The sequence below is a fragment of the Lentzea sp. CA-135723 genome (assembly GCF_050936595.1).
Lineage (GTDB): Bacteria > Actinomycetota > Actinomycetes > Mycobacteriales > Pseudonocardiaceae > Lentzea.
Map to the genome: position 1 here is coordinate 48789 of NZ_JBNJMK010000002.1, position 15263 is coordinate 64051.

Sequence of the window (15263 nt, forward strand, 5' to 3'; positions counted from 1 at the left end):
CCCACGTCGATCATGGGGAGCAGCGGGTGTTCCGCTGTCCGGTCCAACCTGGTCGGACTCGCTGATCTCCGGTTTCCGTTGATCTCGCGGTCTGTGGTTGGTTGGACACGCTAAGCGTAAGAATGCCTTCTACAGCACGACTGGAGCCCGACTGAAGTGATCTTCAAGCTCCAGGTGGCCCACAGGCGAGGGACAGAGCGGTGACGCACGGCGAGGAACCCCTTCGGTTCGAGGTTCTCGGCCTTCTCCGGGTCGTTCGCGCAGGTCAAGAGGTTGATCTCGGTGCGGCGAAGCAACGCGCGGTCCTCGCGGTCCTGCTGCTCGCGCGCAACACCCCCGTGTCCCGCGGGCAGATCATCGAGGCCGTCTGGGGCGACAACGTGCCCTCCAGCGCCGTCAACCTGGTCCAGACCTACGTCGCAGGACTCCGCCGGGCGCTCGAACCGACCCGTGCCCGCCGTGCGCCCGCCGAGCTGCTGACCTCGGTCGGCGACGGCTACCTGATGCGCATCGAGCCGGGCGCGCTCGACCTCGACGTGTTCGAACGTCAAGTGCTGCTCGCGAACCGCATGCGCGCCGCCGGTGACCTCGCCGGAGCCGCGGTCGAGCTGGACGACGCGCTGGCGTTGTTCCGCGCCGAACCCCTGGGCGGGGTGTCCGGGCTGCACGCGGACGTCGAACGCGGCCGGCTCGTCGAACGCCGCCTCGCGGTGCTGGAGGAACGCGCCGAGCTCGGCCTCGCGATCGGGCAGGGTCCGGAACTGGTGTCGCAGCTGGGGTCGATGGTCGTCGAGCACCCGTTGCGCGAACGCGGCCACGGGCTGCTGATGCGCGCGTTGGTGCAGGCCGGGCGGCAGGCCGAGGCGCTCGCCGCGTACCGCGAGGCACGGGCCGTGCTGATCGAGGAGCTCGGCGTCGAACCGGGACCGGAACTGCGGCGCGTGCACCAGGCCGTGCTGGCGGGGGACAGTCCCGAACCGGAACGTGCGCCCGTGCGCGTGCCGCAGCAGCAGCCGGCGCCCGAACCCGCTGCGGTGACGGTCCCGGCGCAGCTGCCGCGCGCGCCCGTCGCGTTGATCGGCCGCGATCCCGAACTGGCCGCGATGGACGCGTTGCTGCGCGGCCACGACGGCCCGGTGCTGCTGGTGACCGGTCCGGCCGGTGTCGGCAAGACCGCGCTCGCGTTGCACTGGTCGCACCGGGTGCGCGAGGAGTTCCCGGACGGCCAGCTCTACGTCGACGTGCACGGGTACGACCCGAACCGCGAGCCGCTGGAGATCGGCGAGGTGCTCAACCGGTTCCTGCGCGCGCTCGGCGTGCCGGCCGGGGACACGCCGGTGTCGGTCGACGAACGCTCGGCGCTGCTGCGGACGTTGCTGGCCGACCGCCGCATGCTCGTGATGCTCGACAACGTCCGCAGCTCCGCCGATCTGCTGCCACTGCTGCCGGGCGCGCCGTCGTGCGTGGTCGTGACGTCGCGGCGGCGGCTCGTCGGGCTGGTCGCGCAGGTCGAGGCGAAGCTGATCGAGCTGGACATGCTCGACCCCGACGCGGCGGTCGACGTGCTGGAGCGCATCGCCGGGCGGTCCGACATCGAGGCCGGTGCGTTGCGGACGCTGGCCGAGCTCTGCGACGGACTGCCGCTGGCGTTGCGGATCGCGGCGGCACGTCTCGCCGTGTCACCCCGTCTGCGCGTGGCCGAGCTGGTTCTTGAGTTGCAGGACGAGCAGGGCCGGCTGGCCGCGTTGGGACTGGAGGACGGCGAGGGGACCGTCCGGGCGGCTCTGGACGCGTCCCGCCGGGCATTACCGGCCGAGCCGTCGCGGCTGCTGGCGATCGTCGGCCTGCACCCCGGCGCCGACCTGACCCCGCACGTGGTCGCGGCGATGGGTGACGTCGCGTTGGTCGAGGCGCAACGCGCCTTGGACGCGTTGACCGCCGCGAACCTGCTGTCCGTCAGCGAACCGGGCCGCCACTTCGCGCACGACATCGTCCGCGTCTACACCAAGACCCTCGCCCGCGAGCTGTCCGAACCGGAACGCCGCGCCGCCACCGGCCGCATGCTCGACTACTACCTGCACTGCGCCGACCTCGCCGACGGCCTGCTGCCGATCAACCGCGGCAGCGTCCTCGTCGCCCCCGAACACAGGCCTCCGCACGTGCCCGCGATCTCCGGGCCCGCCGACGCGACGGCCTGGTTCGACGCCGAACGCGCGAACCTCATCGCCGCCGCGGAGCTCGCCTCGGGTTCGGGATGGCACGTCCACGCCTGGCAGCTGCCGTACACGCTGTCGCGCTACCTCTGGCTCCGCACCGAACGCGAGACCTCGTTGCGCCTCACCGAAGCCGCGTTGCAGGCGGCGATCGCGCTGAACGACGACGACGCGCGGTTCGTCATGCAGTTCAACCTCGGCGTGGCGCTGCTCCAGTTCGAACGCTTCGAGGAAGCGTTGCAGGCCCAGCAAGGCGCTTTGGAAACCGCGCGCCGCAAGGAGGACGTGCACCAGCAGGCCCGCGCGCTGACCACCGTCGCGGGCACGTTGCAGGACCTCGGCCGGCACGCGGAGGCCGAGGCGCACTACCGCGAGGCGATGGAGATCTCGCGGATCGCGGGCTCGCGGTGGGCCGAGGCCAACGCCCACCACCACCTGGGCCTGCTGTACCTGAGCACGCAGCGGTTCGACGACGCGATGCCATGGCTGCGGGTCGCCCTGCGGATGTACCACGAGGTGGGCGAGCAGTGCGGTGAGGCGGCCTGCCACACCGACATCTCGACGGCGTTGCTGGAGACCGGCGACACCGACGGCGCGCTGTCGGCGGCGCGGACGGCGCTGGCGGTGGCGTGCGACGCGGTGTCGCCGTACCACCAGGCGCTGGCGCACGACCGGCTCGCGGCGGTGTTCGAGCGGCTGAACGCGGCGGGGGCGGCGGCGCACTGGCAGCGGGCGCTGGCGTTGTTCACGGAGCTGGGGGCGCCGGAGGCCGATGGGGTGCGGGCGCGGCTGGCTCGGGCGCGCGCGGTGACGGTGAGCGGCGCGGCCGGGTAGGGCTCGTGCGCTCGCGGTGAGTGGCGGGGCTGAGGGCTCGGCAGGGTCGGCGCGGCTGGGGTGCAGGAGCCGTTGAAGGGTGCGGGCCGCTCGGGGTGCTGGGGCTGGTGGCGCGGGGAAGGCCGGCGTGCGCGGCGGGGCTGGGGTGAGGCGGTTGGCGTGCGCGGGGCAGGCGGCGGGTGCCGCACGGGGCTGCTGGGTACGGGACTCGCTGAGGTGCGAGGTTGTTGGCGTGCGACGGCTGCTGGTGTGCGGCGAGCCGCAGTGCGAGGCGGGCCCAGCGACGCGGGCTGGGCGAGGCGGCTGGCGTGCGCGGCGGGTTGGGCGAGGCGGGCTGGGCGAGGCGGGCTGGGCGAGGCGGGCTGGGCGAGGCGGGCTGGTGCGAGACGGTTGGCGTGTGCGGCGAGCTGCGGTGCGAGGGGCCGCCGTGTGCGGCGGGCTGGGGCGAGGCTGTTGGCGTGTGCGGCGAGCTGCGGTGCGAGGCGGCTGGCGTGTGCGGCTGGCTGCGGCGGGGCGGCCGGCGTGCGGTGGCTGAGGCGTGCGGCTGGCTCGGTTGCCGGGGTGAGGCTTTGGCCGTCTGGCGGCGGGTAAGGGTGCCGGCGCGGCCTCGCGGGTAAGGGGTCTGCCGCGGCGGACTGCGTGATCACCCGATGCCGCGCCCGGCCCCTCAGCAGCACTCTGTCCACCATGACCGAGTGGACCCCTGAGGCGATCAAGGCGGAAATCGACTACCGACGTGGCAACGCGCGGTGCAACTGGCAGCGCTCGAACGGCTCCGCGCCGTCGTGGCTGCACCGCGTGATCCACCGCACCTCTGGAAAACCCCGCAGCACCCGGTGATGACATGTGAAAACATGCCACTCGTGGCGCGACTTGGTTCTGGCATCCCGTTGGTCGCGCGCGACCGCGAGCTGGACCGGTTGCGTGCCGCGCTGGCACAGGCGGGGGAGGGCACCGCGGGGGCGGTGCTCCTCGCCGGTGACGCGGGGGTCGGCAAGACGCGGCTGATCGACGAGCTGGCCGCGAGTGCCGGGGACACGATCGTCCTCATGGGACGGTGCCTCGACGCCGGCGAGACCGGGTTGCCGTACCTGCCGTTCGCGGAGGCGCTCGGCAAGCTCCAGGACGTGTCGAACCGGCCCGCGCTCGCGATGTTGCTGCCGCAGCTCGCGTTGCCGGCCGAACGCGAGCCCGGCACCGAGGGCATGATCGCGCCGAGTCTGATTCCCGGCCGCCGTCCGGAGCAGGACGTCGGGCAGCTCCAGCTGTTCGACGCGGTGCTCGGGTTGCTGACCGATCTCTCCGAACGGCAGCGGGTGCTGCTCGTCGTCGAGGACCTGCACTGGGCCGACGCGTCGACGCGGTACCTGTTGTCGTTCCTGTTGTCCCGCCTGCGTTCCCAGCGGCTGCTGGTCGTCGGCACCTACCGCGCGGACGACCTGCACCGCAGCCATCCGTTGCGCCCCTTGCTGTCCGAGCTGGTCCGGCTGCCCGCCGTCGACCGCCTGGACCTCACGCCGTTCAACGCGGCGGACGCCCGCCGGTTCGTCGAGGCGCTGTCCGACGACCTGCCGGAGGACGTCGTCCAGCAGGTCGCGGAACGGTCGGAGGGCAACGCCTTCTTCGCCGAGGAGCTGATCGCGGTCGCCACGTGCGACGACCCGAGGTCGTTGCCGTCCGCGCTGGCCGACGTGCTGCTCAGCCGGGTCGAACGGCTGAGTCCCGAGGCGCAGCACGCCGTTCGCGTCGCGTCGGCGTGGGGGCGCCGGGTCCGGCACTACCGGCTGCACGAGGTGTCCAGCATGGCCGACCTCGCGTTCGACACGGCACTGCGCGAGCTCGTCCAGCACCACCTGCTCGTCGTGAGCGACGACGAGGTCTACACGTTCCGGCACGCGCTCGTCCGCGAGGCCGTCTACCGCGACCTGCTGCCCGGCGAACGGGTCCGGCTGCACGCCGCGTACGCCCGGCACCTGACCCAGCGGCTCGACGAACGCGGGTCGGCGGCGGCGCTCTCGCACCACGCGTTCGAGAGCCACGACCTGGCGCTCGCGCTGCAGGCCTCGATCGAGGCGGCCAAGGAGGCCGAACGCGCGGGTGCGCCCGCGGAGTCGTTGCGGTACCTGGAAAAGGCGCTCAACCTCTGGAACGCGGTACCGGAAACGGATCGTCCGTCCGATGTGGACGAGTCGGTGCTGCTGCGCAGGGCGTCCTGGGTCGCCGGCACGGCGGGGCAGCCCGAACGGGCCGTCGCGTTCGCCCGCAGCGCCACCAAGGCCATCAGCGCGGAGCAGACGCCGGAGGAGGCCGCCGAGATCTGGCTGCGGCTGTCCCAGGCGCTGTCGATCCTCGACGGCAACGAGGAGGAGCACTTCCTCGTGCTGGGCAAGGCACTCGACCTCGTGCGCGACCGCGAACCCAGCCCGACGCGCGCCAGGGTGTTCGCCGGCAAGGCCTCTTCCCTGCGGCAGCAACGCAAGGACGCACAAGCACGTGAACACGCCGAGCTCGCGATCGCGGACGGCCAGACGGCGAACGCGCCCGGTGCCGTCGCGGACGGCCTCGGCACCCTCGCGATCCTCGACGACCACGCGAGCCAGCCGGAGCAGGCGCGGGACAGCTTCGAGCGGGCGATCGACTGCGCGCGCGAGGTCGGGGCGTTCAACAACGAGCTGAGGGCTTGGTACTACTACGGCCTGATGCACTACGACCGCGGCGATCTGGCCGAGGCCGCGCGGGTCTACAACCTCGCCGGGAACCGGGCCAAGGAGACCGGCCTGACCTGGAGCATGTACGGGCTGGAGATCCGCATCCTGCAGGTCCTGGTGCACTACTACATCGGCGACTGGGAGTACGCGGCCTGGGCGAGCGAACCGCCGGGCATGGCCGTGTCCTCGACGGTGCTGGCGCGGCTGGCGTCCGCGAGCACCCACCTCACGGTCTCGCGCGGCGACCTCGCCGAGTCGGAGCGGGTGATCACCAAGCTGCGCAGCGACTGGCACCGCGACATCCAGATCGCGCTGATCAACGGCGGCACCGGCGCCGAGCTCGCGTTGTGGCGCGGCAGGCCGGAGCTCGCGGTCGAACGGGTCACCGACGCCCTGGAGTGGGCGCGCAAGCTCGGCGGGCCGTGGATGCTCGCGGGTATCAGGATCGGCGCGGTCGGCGTCGCGGCGCACGCCGAGATCGCCGCGAAGGCCCGCCGCAAACGCGACGCCGAAGCCGAGGCGCAGGCCGTCGCGGCAGGTCACGAACTCGCCGAGCACGTGCGGCTGACCGCGCGCAACGGCAAGCCGCGCTCCAGCACGCTCGGTCCGGAGGGCAGGGCGTGGCTCGCCCGCGCGCTCGCCGAGGAGTCCAGGCTGACCGGTGCGGGCGACCCCGGGCTGTGGCAGGCCGCGATCGACGAGTTCGCGTACGGCGTCCCGTACGAGCAGGCGCTCTGCCGGTGGCGGCTCGGGGAGGCGTTGCTCGGCGCCGACCGCCGCGACGAGGCCGCCGAGCAGCTCAGACTCGCCGACGAGGTGGCGACGCGGCTGGGGGCCAAGCCGCTCGGCGAGGCCGTGGCGGCCGCCGCCAAGCGGGCCCGCATCACCCTGCGGGCGGACGAACCGGTGCGCGACCAGGTCGACCTCTTCACCCCGCGCGAACGCGACGTGCTCGGCCTGGTGGCCGCCGGACGGACGAACCGCGAGGTCGGCGAGGAGCTCTACATCAGCGAGAAGACCGTTTCCGTGCACCTTTCCCGGATCATGGCGAAGCTCGGGGCGTCGCGGCGCGCGGAGGCCGTGGCGATCGCGTACGACCGGGGTCTGCTGGAGTAGCCCCGGTTGTCATACCTCAGGCTGATGCGCAACGCGTCGCGGAGTTGATGTCCGCGCACAGAACACCGAAATAGCTTCTTCCTCATCAAGGAACGTCCCCTGTGAGGAAGGCGCACGACATGTCTGCACTGGTGTCCGAGGTCGGCACCCGGACCGCCGCGGCGGCCCACAACCTGGTGAAGGTCTACGGCAAGGGTGACACCGCCGTGCGGGCGCTCGACGGCGTCAGCGTCGCGTTCCAGGCGGGCAAGTTCACCGCGATCATGGGCCCGTCCGGCTCCGGCAAGTCCACGCTGATGCACTGCCTCGCGGGACTGGACACGGTGGACGGTGGCGCGATCCACATCGGACAGACCGAGATCACCAAGCTGAACGACAAGGACCTCACGAAGCTGCGCCGCGACCGCGTCGGGTTCGTGTTCCAGGCCTTCAACCTGCTGCCGACGCTGACCGCCGAGCAGAACATCCTGCTGGGCCTGGAGCTCGCCGGCCGCAAGCCCGACAAGCAGTGGTTCGACACGATCGTCAACGTGCTGGGCCTGCGCGACCGCCTGACGCACCGCCCGACGGAGCTCTCTGGTGGCCAGCAGCAGCGCGTGGCCTGTGCCCGTGCGCTCGTCGCCCGTCCCGAGGTCATCTTCGCGGACGAGCCGACCGGCAACCTGGACTCCCGCAGCGGTGCCGAGGTGCTGGACTTCCTGCGCATGTCGGTGCGCAAGCTGGGCCAGACCGTGATCATGGTGACGCACGACCCGGTGGCCGCGAGCTACGCGGACCGCGTGGTGCTGCTCGCCGACGGCAGGCTCGCGGGCGAGATCCACCAGCCCACCACCGAGTCCGTCGTCAACGCCCTCGCGCACCTGGGGGCCTGACCCACATGTGGAAGACGATCCTCGCGGGCCTGCGGGCCCGCACGGCGCGGCTGGTGCTGTCCAGCATCGCCATCGCGCTCGGCGTCGCGTTCGTCACCGGCACGCTCGTGCTCGGTGACGCCGTCGAGGCCCAGACCAGGGACAACTTCGCCCGCAGCGCCCGCAACGTCGACGCGGCCGTGCACACGACGGAGAACAGCCCGAACGTCGAGAAGGGCATCCCGGCGGACTTCCTGCAGAAGATCCGCACGGCGCCCGGCGTCGAGGGCGCCGACTCGCGCGAGTACGGCAGCGCCGCGTTGCTGAGCGGCGAGGGCAAGGCCCGCAACGCGCTGGTGCAGCCGCTGCCGACCACGGAGAAGCTGCGCGACCTCGACGTCAAGGACGGCAGGTTCCCCACCAAGGCCGACGAGGCCGCGATCGACGTCAAGACCGCGCAGGTCGCCAAGCTCAAGGTCGGCGACAAGCTCAAGATGCTCGACAAGGACAACGCCGAGCACGCGTTCACCATCGTCGGCACCTACCAGCAGGGCGCGAGCAGCATCTCGATGTCCGGCAGCGACCACGTCGTGGTGTCACCGGACGGCCTGCGCACGTTGATCCCCGACCAGCGGATCTACGAGATCGTCGCGGTCGCCAAGTCCGGCGTGACGCAGCAGCAGCTCGTCGACAACATCACCAAGGCCATCGGCCCCGGTTACGAGGTGCAGACCGGTGAGCAGCTGACCCAGGCCACGCTGGCCCAGGTCGGCGACGCGGCGGGGGAGATCAAGACCTTTCTGCTCGCGTTCGCCGCGATCTCGCTCGTCGTCGCCGGCATGGTCATCTACAACACCTTCACGATCCTCGTCGCCCAGCGCACGAAGGAGCTGGCGCTGCTGCGCTGCGTCGGAGCGGAACGCGGGCAGGTGTTCCGGTCCGTGCTCGCCGAAGCGGTCTTCATGGGCTTCGCGGCATCGGTGCTCGGCATCCTGGGAGGCCTCGGCGTCTCGGCGGGCCTGCAGGCCGTCATCGGCAGCTTCGGCGGCCCGACCGGCGGCGAGACCGAGATCCGCCTGCCGATCACGTGGGTGACGATCGTGGCCGGGTTCGGCGTCGGCGTGGTCGTGACCGTCCTGTCGGCCGTGCTCCCGGCCCGCAGGGCCACGAAGGTCGCCCCGGTGGCCGCGCTGCGCTCGCAGCCGGACAGCTCGGACGACGTCGCCCGCACCGGCAAGATCCGGATCGCCGTCGCCGCGGTCATCGCGCTGCTCGGTGGCGCGGGTGTCTACTTCGGACTCCAGCAGGAGAAGGAAGAGCCCGCGATGTTCATCACCGGCGGTGCCGTGATGGTGTTGCTGCTCGCGGTCCTGCTGCTCGGCCCGCTCTACGTGCCGCTGGTGAACCGCCTGTTCGGCAAGGTCCTGCGGGGCGTGCCCGCCAAGCTGGCCTCGGCCAACGCGGGCCGCAACCCCAAACGCACGGCGGCGACCACGGCGGCGTTGATGATCGGCGTGACCATCGTCGCGATGGTGACCGTGGTGGCCGGCAGCGGCCGCGAGACCATGAGCAAGAAGGTCGACGAGCGGTTCCCGACCGACTACACGGTCAAGTCGAACGTCTACAGCCAGCCGTTGCCGAAGTCGTTCGTCGGCGAACTGGCCAAGGTGCGCAACGTCGAGAAGGTCGCGCCGCAGCTCAGCGCCTACGGCGAGTCGCCGAAGCTGCAGTACGCCGACGTCACCGGCTACCCGTCCGACGCGATCGGCTCGCTGGTGCGCCCGCAGACGTCCGAAGGCTCGTTGACCGGCATGAAGGACAACGAGATCGCCATGCGCGACAAGGAGGCCAAGGAAGCGGGCCTCGCCGTCGGCTCGGTCATCCCGATCAGCGGCAAGGACCTCAAGGTCGTCGCGCTGATCAAGGACAACAGCTACGGCACCGGCATCGTCACGCTGGCCACCGCCGAGTCGCTGCTGAAGGAGCCCGCGAAGGGCTACCAGAACATGCTGATCAAGCTGGCGCCCGGCACGGACATCACGCAGGCCCGCGCCGACCTCGAACGGGTCATCGCGACCTCGCCGGTGGCGGTGCTGAACTCCGCGGCCGAGATGAAGGCGGAGCTGAACGGCCAGATCGACCAGATCCTGCTCTTCATCTGGGCCCTGGTCGGCCTGGCGCTGATCATCGCCCTGTTCGGCATCGCGAACACGCTGACGCTGTCGGTGCTGGAACGCACCCGCGAGTCCGCACTGCTGCGGGCACTGGGCCTGACCAGGGGCCAGCTGCGGCAGATGCTGGTGGTCGAGTCGATCCTGATGGCCCTGATCGGCGCGGTCGTGGGCGTGCTGCTCGGCGCCGGGTTCGGGTGGCTGCTGGTCGAGGCGATCTCCAACCCGGAGTTCCAGATCAGCTTCTCCATCCCGTTCGGGCAGATCGGCATCATGCTCGGCCTGGCCGTGGTGGCCGCGATCGTCGCGGCGGCCCTGCCCGCCCGGCGCGCGGCGCGGAACTCCGTGGTCGCGGGCATGGCGGAGGCCTAGGGACACCCCGCCCGCCCCAGCCGTCGGGGGCCGCGGGCAGGCGGGTTCGGGAGTGCGGGAAACAGGGGCCCGCACGACCGGGGGATCGGTGGAGGTCCGGTGCTGTCGGGGCACCGGGCCTCCGCTGCGTTCGTGCCGGGCCGCGGTTCACAGGGGTGAACCACGAGCCCTACCCGGCTGCGAGCGGGCCCAATCGGGAGTTCGCGAAAAAACTTGGGGAGCGCGCGTCACTTTTGGCCCGCGACCCCCTCTACCTGGTGTGGAGGGACGACCGGAGCGAGGGCCCGGTCGTCCCTCCTCTTCGTGCCGGCGTCTCCGCCGCCGCTCCGAGCGCGCCACGAGTTCACCCATCCGAGACGCTCAGGAAATTTGGCAAAGGTTTTTGTTGCCTGCCTCCACAAAGTTACGGAACGATGTCGACCGCTTGACACCCGCGCATCTCCCGTCGAGTGTGAGAGCGCTCTCATCACAGTTAAGCGCCGCTCACGGCGTCGTCGAGGAGGACGGATGAGCAAGAGGCTGGTCGGCAGCGCTGCTGCGGCCATGGTGATGGTCATGGTCGCCGGTTGCGGCGGGGGTTCCCAGGCTGACGGCAAGATCGAGCTGTCGCTGGGCCTCTTCTCGGACTTCGGGTACGACAAGCTCATCGAGGAGTACCAGGCCTCGCACTCGAACATCAAGATCGAGCAGCGCAAGGTCAAGATGGAGCAGCACAACACCCAGCTCGCGACGCAGCTCGCGGGTGGCCGTGGTGCCGCGGACATCGTCGCCCTCGAGGAAGGCGTGGTCTCGCAGTTCCGCGCCTCCAAGGACAAGTTCGTGAACCTGGCGGAGTACGGCGCCAAGGACCTGAAGGACCAGTGGGCCGGGTGGAAGTGGAACCAGGGCACCGCCGACAACGGTGAGTTCGTGCTGGGGCTGGGCACGGACATGGGCAGCCTGGGTCTCTGCTACCGCCGCGACCTGTTCGAGGCGGCCAAGCTGCCGACGGACCGCGCCGAGGTCGCCAAGCTGTGGCCGACCTGGGCCGACTACGCGAAGGTCGCCGACCAGTTCTCGGCCGCGACGCCGAACGTGAAGTTCGTCGACACCGGCCGCAACGTCTACAAGGCGATCCTCGACCAGACCGAGGAGGGCTACTTCGCCAAGGACGACTCGTACATCGCGGAGAAGAACGACAAGGTCAAGACGGCGTTCGACACGGCCGCGGCGCTCGGCACCAAGCAGCAGACCGGTGCCCTGGAGCCGTTCAGCCAGGACTGGAACGTCGCGCTGAAGCAGGGTTCGTTCGCCACCACCACCTGCCCGGCCTGGGCGCTCGCGCTGATCAAGGCGGGTGCCGGCGACGCGGCGGCCGGGAAGTGGGACGTGACGACGGCGCCCGGCGGCGGCGGCAACTGGGGCGGCTCGTTCCTGGCCGTCCCGAAGCAGGGCAAGCACCCGAAGGAGGCCTACGAGCTCGCCAAGTGGCTCACGGCCCCCGAGCAGCAGAAGCGGATCTTCAAGGAGACGGGCAACCTGCCGTCGCAGCCGAAGGTCTACCAGGACGCCGAGGTGCAGGCGACCGTCAACGAGTACTTCAACAAGGCTCCGGTGGGCCAGATCTTCGCGACCTCGGCGGAGTCGCTGAAGCCGACCTACCGCGGCACCAAGGACTCGAAGGTCGGCCCGGTGTTCGGCACCGCGCTGACCCGCGTGGAGCAGGGCAAGCAGTCCGCGGCTGAGGCGTGGACGCAGGCCCTGAAGGAAGCGACGGACGCCGCCAAGTGACGGTGACACGTCCCGAGACCGAGGTGGCTCCGGCCGCCTCGGTCTCGCCTTCCACCGGGGAGCCGAAGCGCTTCCGGCTGAGCAACTGGGACGCCAAGTACACGCCGTACCTGATCATCGCGCCGTTCTTCCTGGTGTTCGGCGTCTTCGGGCTCTACCCGCTGATCTACACGGCGTGGGTGTCGCTGCACGACTGGCAGCTGATCGACGGCAACCTGGGGTTCGTCGGCCTGGACAACTACGTCACGTTGTTCGGCGACGCCAAGTTCTGGAACGCGCTGTTCAACACGCTCAGCCTGTTCGTGCTCTCCACGGTCCCGCAGCTGCTGGCCGCGCTCGGCCTCGCCGCGCTGCTGGACCGCGGCCTGCGCGGCAGTGCGTTCTGGCGTGCGGGCGTGCTGCTGCCCAACGTCATCTCGGTCGCCGCGGTGGCGCTGGTGTTCGCGCAGTTCTTCGGCCGCGACTTCGGCATCGTGAACTTCCTGCTGGGCCTCGTCGGCGTCGACCCGATCGACTGGCGCGCCGAGACGTGGGCCTCGCACCTCGCGGTGTCGACGATGGTCATGTGGCGCTGGACGGGCTACAACGCGCTGCTGTACCTGGCGGCCATGCAGTCCGTGCCGAAGGACATGTACGAGTCGGCCACTTTGGACGGTGCCGGGCGCTGGCGGATGTTCTGGTCGATCACCGTGCCGTCGATCCGGCCGACGATCCTGTTCACCGTCGTCACCTCGACGATCGGCGGTCTGCAGCTCTTCGCCGAACCGGCGCTGTTCGACCCCGGCTTCGCCGCCAACAACTCGACCGGCGGTTCCGACCGGCAGTTCCAGACGCTGGTGCTCTACATGTACGAGAAGGGCTTCCGGTTGTTCGACGCAGGCTACGCGGCCACCATCGCGTGGATGCTGTTCGTGGTCGTCCTGCTGGTCGCGATCGTCAACTTCACGCTGACGCGGCGCATCGCGGGCAAGGAGTGACCGCATGAAGAACGCCAAGGCAGGGCCTCTGCTCTACGGGTTCCTGGTCGCCGTGCTCGCCGCGTCGGTCTTCCCGCTGTACTACTCGTTCATCGTCGCGTCGAAGGACAACTCGGTCCTCGGCGAGAAGGTCCCGCCGCTGATCCCCGGCGGCAACCTGGTCGAGAACATCACCCGCGTCTTCGACACCGTCGACTTCTGGCTCGCCATGCAGAACTCGTTCATCGTGGCGGCGACGGTGGCGATCTCGAACGTCGTGCTGGGCACGCTCGCCGGGTTCGCGTTCGCGCGGCTGCGGTTCAAGGGCCGCGACTCGCTGTTCCTGGTCGTGCTCGGCACCGCGATGGTCCCGACGCAGCTCGGCGTGATCCCGCTGTACATGCTGATGTCCGACCTCGACTGGTACGGGACGCTGCAGGCGGTCATCGTGCCGGTGCTGATCGGGTCGTTCGCGGTGTTCTGGATGCGCCAGGCGTGCGAGGAAACCGTGCCGTACGAGCTGATCGAGGCCGCGCGCGTGGACGGCTGCTCGGTGCTGCGGACGTTCTGGCACGTCGGGTTCCCCGCCGTCCGGCCGCAGGCGGCCGTGCTCGGCATGTTCACGTTCATGACGGCGTGGAACGACTTCTTCTGGCCGTTGATCGTGCTGGACCCCAACGACAGCCCGACGGTGCAGGTCGCCCTGTCGACGCTCGCCAGCGGCTACTACACGGACTACTCGCTGATGCTCGCCGGCGCCTCCATCGCGGTGCTGCCGGTGATCGCGATCTTCGTCCTGTTGTCCCGTCAGATCGTGGGCGGGATCATGCAGGGCGCGGTGAAGGGATGACGGAATTGACGACCGACTCGGACGTCGAGGTCGGGCGCGAGGTGCTGACCTTCCCGCCGGACTTCCTGTGGGGGGCGGCCACCGCGGCGTTCCAGATCGAGGGCTCGACCACCGCGGACGGTCGCGGCGCCTCGATCTGGGACACGTTCGCGGCGACGCCCGGCAAGGTGCTCGCGGGCGACACGGGAGACCCGGCCTGCGACCACTACCGGCGGTACCAGTCCGATGTGGACCTGATGAAGTCGCTCGGGCTCGCCTCGTACCGGTTCTCCGTCGCGTGGCCACGGATCCAGCCGAGCGGCAGCGGCCGCGTCGAGGAGCGCGGGCTCGCGTTCTACGACCGGCTGGTGGACTCGTTGCTGGAGAAGGACATCCAGCCGCTCGCCACGCTCTACCACTGGGACCTGCCGCAGGTGCTGGAGGACTTCGGCGGCTGGCGCAACCGCGACACCGCCTACCGGTTCGCCGAGTACGCGGCGATCGTGCACGAACGGCTCGGCGACCGGGTGCAGGCCTGGACGACGCTGAACGAGCCGTGGGTGTCGGCGTTCCTGGGCTACGGCAACGGGATCCACGCGCCGGGCGTCACCGACGCGATGGCGTCCCTGGAGGCGGCGCACCACCTGCTGCTGGCCCACGGGCTCGCGACGCAGGCGTTGCGCGCGCAGGCACCCGAGTCGCACCGGCTGTCGATCGTGCTCAACTTCAGCACCGTCTGGGGTGACGACGCGGAGGCCGTCCGCAAGGTCGACGGCCTGCAGAACCGCATCCTGCTCGACCCGGTGCTCGGCCGCGGCTACCCGCTGGACGTCCTCCAGGACACCACCTGGCTGGGCGACTGGACGAACGTGGTGCGCGACGGGGACATGGAGACCATCGCGACCCCGATCGACTGGATCGGCGTCAACTACTACAACCCGACCCGGGTCGCGCCGACCGCGGACCCGGACTTCGTGCCGGCCGGGCCGCACGCGGGCCTGCGCGGGGTCGAGCTGCAGCCGCCCCAAGGCGAGCTGACCGGCTTCGGGTGGGAGCAGAACGCCGACGCGTTCACCGAGCTGCTGGTGCGCCTGTCGCGGGACACCGCCGGCGTGCCGCTGGTCGTGACGGAGAACGGCTCCGCGTTCCCGGACGTGATCGACCCCGCCGGGCGGGTGAACGACGTGCAGCGGACGAAGTACCTGGTGGACCACGTGCGCGCGGTGCACCGGGCGATCTCCGAGGGCGCCGACATCCGCGGCTACCTGGCGTGGTCGCTGCTCGACAACTTCGAGTGGGCGGCCGGGTACTCGCAGCGGTTCGGGATCGTGCACGTCGACTTCGAGACGCAGGAGCGGACGATCAAGGAGAGCGCGGTCGCCCTGTCCCGGATCATCGGGCAGAACGGGCTTCCCGCGCACGGCTACACCGTTTAGCCGACAG

Annotated in this window: 9 protein-coding genes; all 9 read left to right on the plus strand. The window is 70.6% G+C overall.

Annotated elements, in window-relative coordinates; translation table 11 throughout:
- The first annotated feature begins 200 nt into the window (after window positions 1-200).
- The 9 genes from ACQEU1_RS36140 to ACQEU1_RS36180 all read left to right on the plus strand — a co-directional run bounded on the left by ACQEU1_RS36140 (window position 201) and on the right by ACQEU1_RS36180 (window position 15256).
- Window positions 201-3047: an AfsR/SARP family transcriptional regulator gene (locus ACQEU1_RS36140; RefSeq protein ID WP_433212203.1), complete on the plus strand. Its 2847-nt coding sequence runs from the start codon at window positions 201-203 to the stop codon at window positions 3045-3047.
- Window positions 3048-3734: 687 nt separating this feature from the next.
- The gene (locus tag ACQEU1_RS36145; RefSeq protein ID WP_382439927.1) at window positions 3735-3887 is read left to right on the plus strand and encodes a hypothetical protein; all 153 of its coding nucleotides are present in this window, start codon (window positions 3735-3737) and stop codon (window positions 3885-3887) included.
- A gap of 14 nt (window positions 3888-3901) precedes the next feature.
- Window positions 3902-6871 carry a helix-turn-helix transcriptional regulator gene (locus ACQEU1_RS36150; protein WP_433212207.1) on the plus strand — a complete coding sequence of 990 codons (2970 nt, stop codon included), beginning with the start codon at window positions 3902-3904 and terminating at the stop codon, window positions 6869-6871.
- A 119-nt stretch (window positions 6872-6990) separates the two neighbouring features.
- A complete protein-coding gene (locus ACQEU1_RS36155; protein ID WP_433212210.1) occupies window positions 6991-7743 on the plus strand; it encodes an ABC transporter ATP-binding protein in 753 nt (250 codons plus the stop codon).
- Between the two features lie 5 nt (window positions 7744-7748).
- Window positions 7749-10265 carry an ABC transporter permease gene (locus tag ACQEU1_RS36160; protein WP_433212213.1) on the plus strand — a complete coding sequence of 839 codons (2517 nt, stop codon included), beginning with the start codon at window positions 7749-7751 and terminating at the stop codon, window positions 10263-10265.
- A gap of 507 nt (window positions 10266-10772) precedes the next feature.
- Window positions 10773-12035 carry an ABC transporter substrate-binding protein gene (locus ACQEU1_RS36165; protein ID WP_433212216.1) on the plus strand — a complete coding sequence of 421 codons (1263 nt, stop codon included), beginning with the start codon at window positions 10773-10775 and terminating at the stop codon, window positions 12033-12035.
- A gap of 77 nt (window positions 12036-12112) precedes the next feature.
- The gene (locus tag ACQEU1_RS36170) at window positions 12113-13012 is read left to right on the plus strand and encodes a carbohydrate ABC transporter permease (RefSeq protein WP_433216950.1); all 900 of its coding nucleotides are present in this window, start codon (window positions 12113-12115) and stop codon (window positions 13010-13012) included.
- Window positions 13013-13016: 4 nt separating this feature from the next.
- Window positions 13017-13841 carry a carbohydrate ABC transporter permease gene (locus tag ACQEU1_RS36175; protein ID WP_382439932.1) on the plus strand — a complete coding sequence of 275 codons (825 nt, stop codon included), beginning with the start codon at window positions 13017-13019 and terminating at the stop codon, window positions 13839-13841.
- Window positions 13838-15256 carry a GH1 family beta-glucosidase gene (locus ACQEU1_RS36180; RefSeq protein ID WP_433212221.1) on the plus strand — a complete coding sequence of 473 codons (1419 nt, stop codon included), beginning with the start codon at window positions 13838-13840 and terminating at the stop codon, window positions 15254-15256. Before ACQEU1_RS36175 ends, ACQEU1_RS36180 begins: the two co-directional genes overlap by 4 nt.
- Window positions 15257-15263 lie beyond the last annotated feature (7 nt).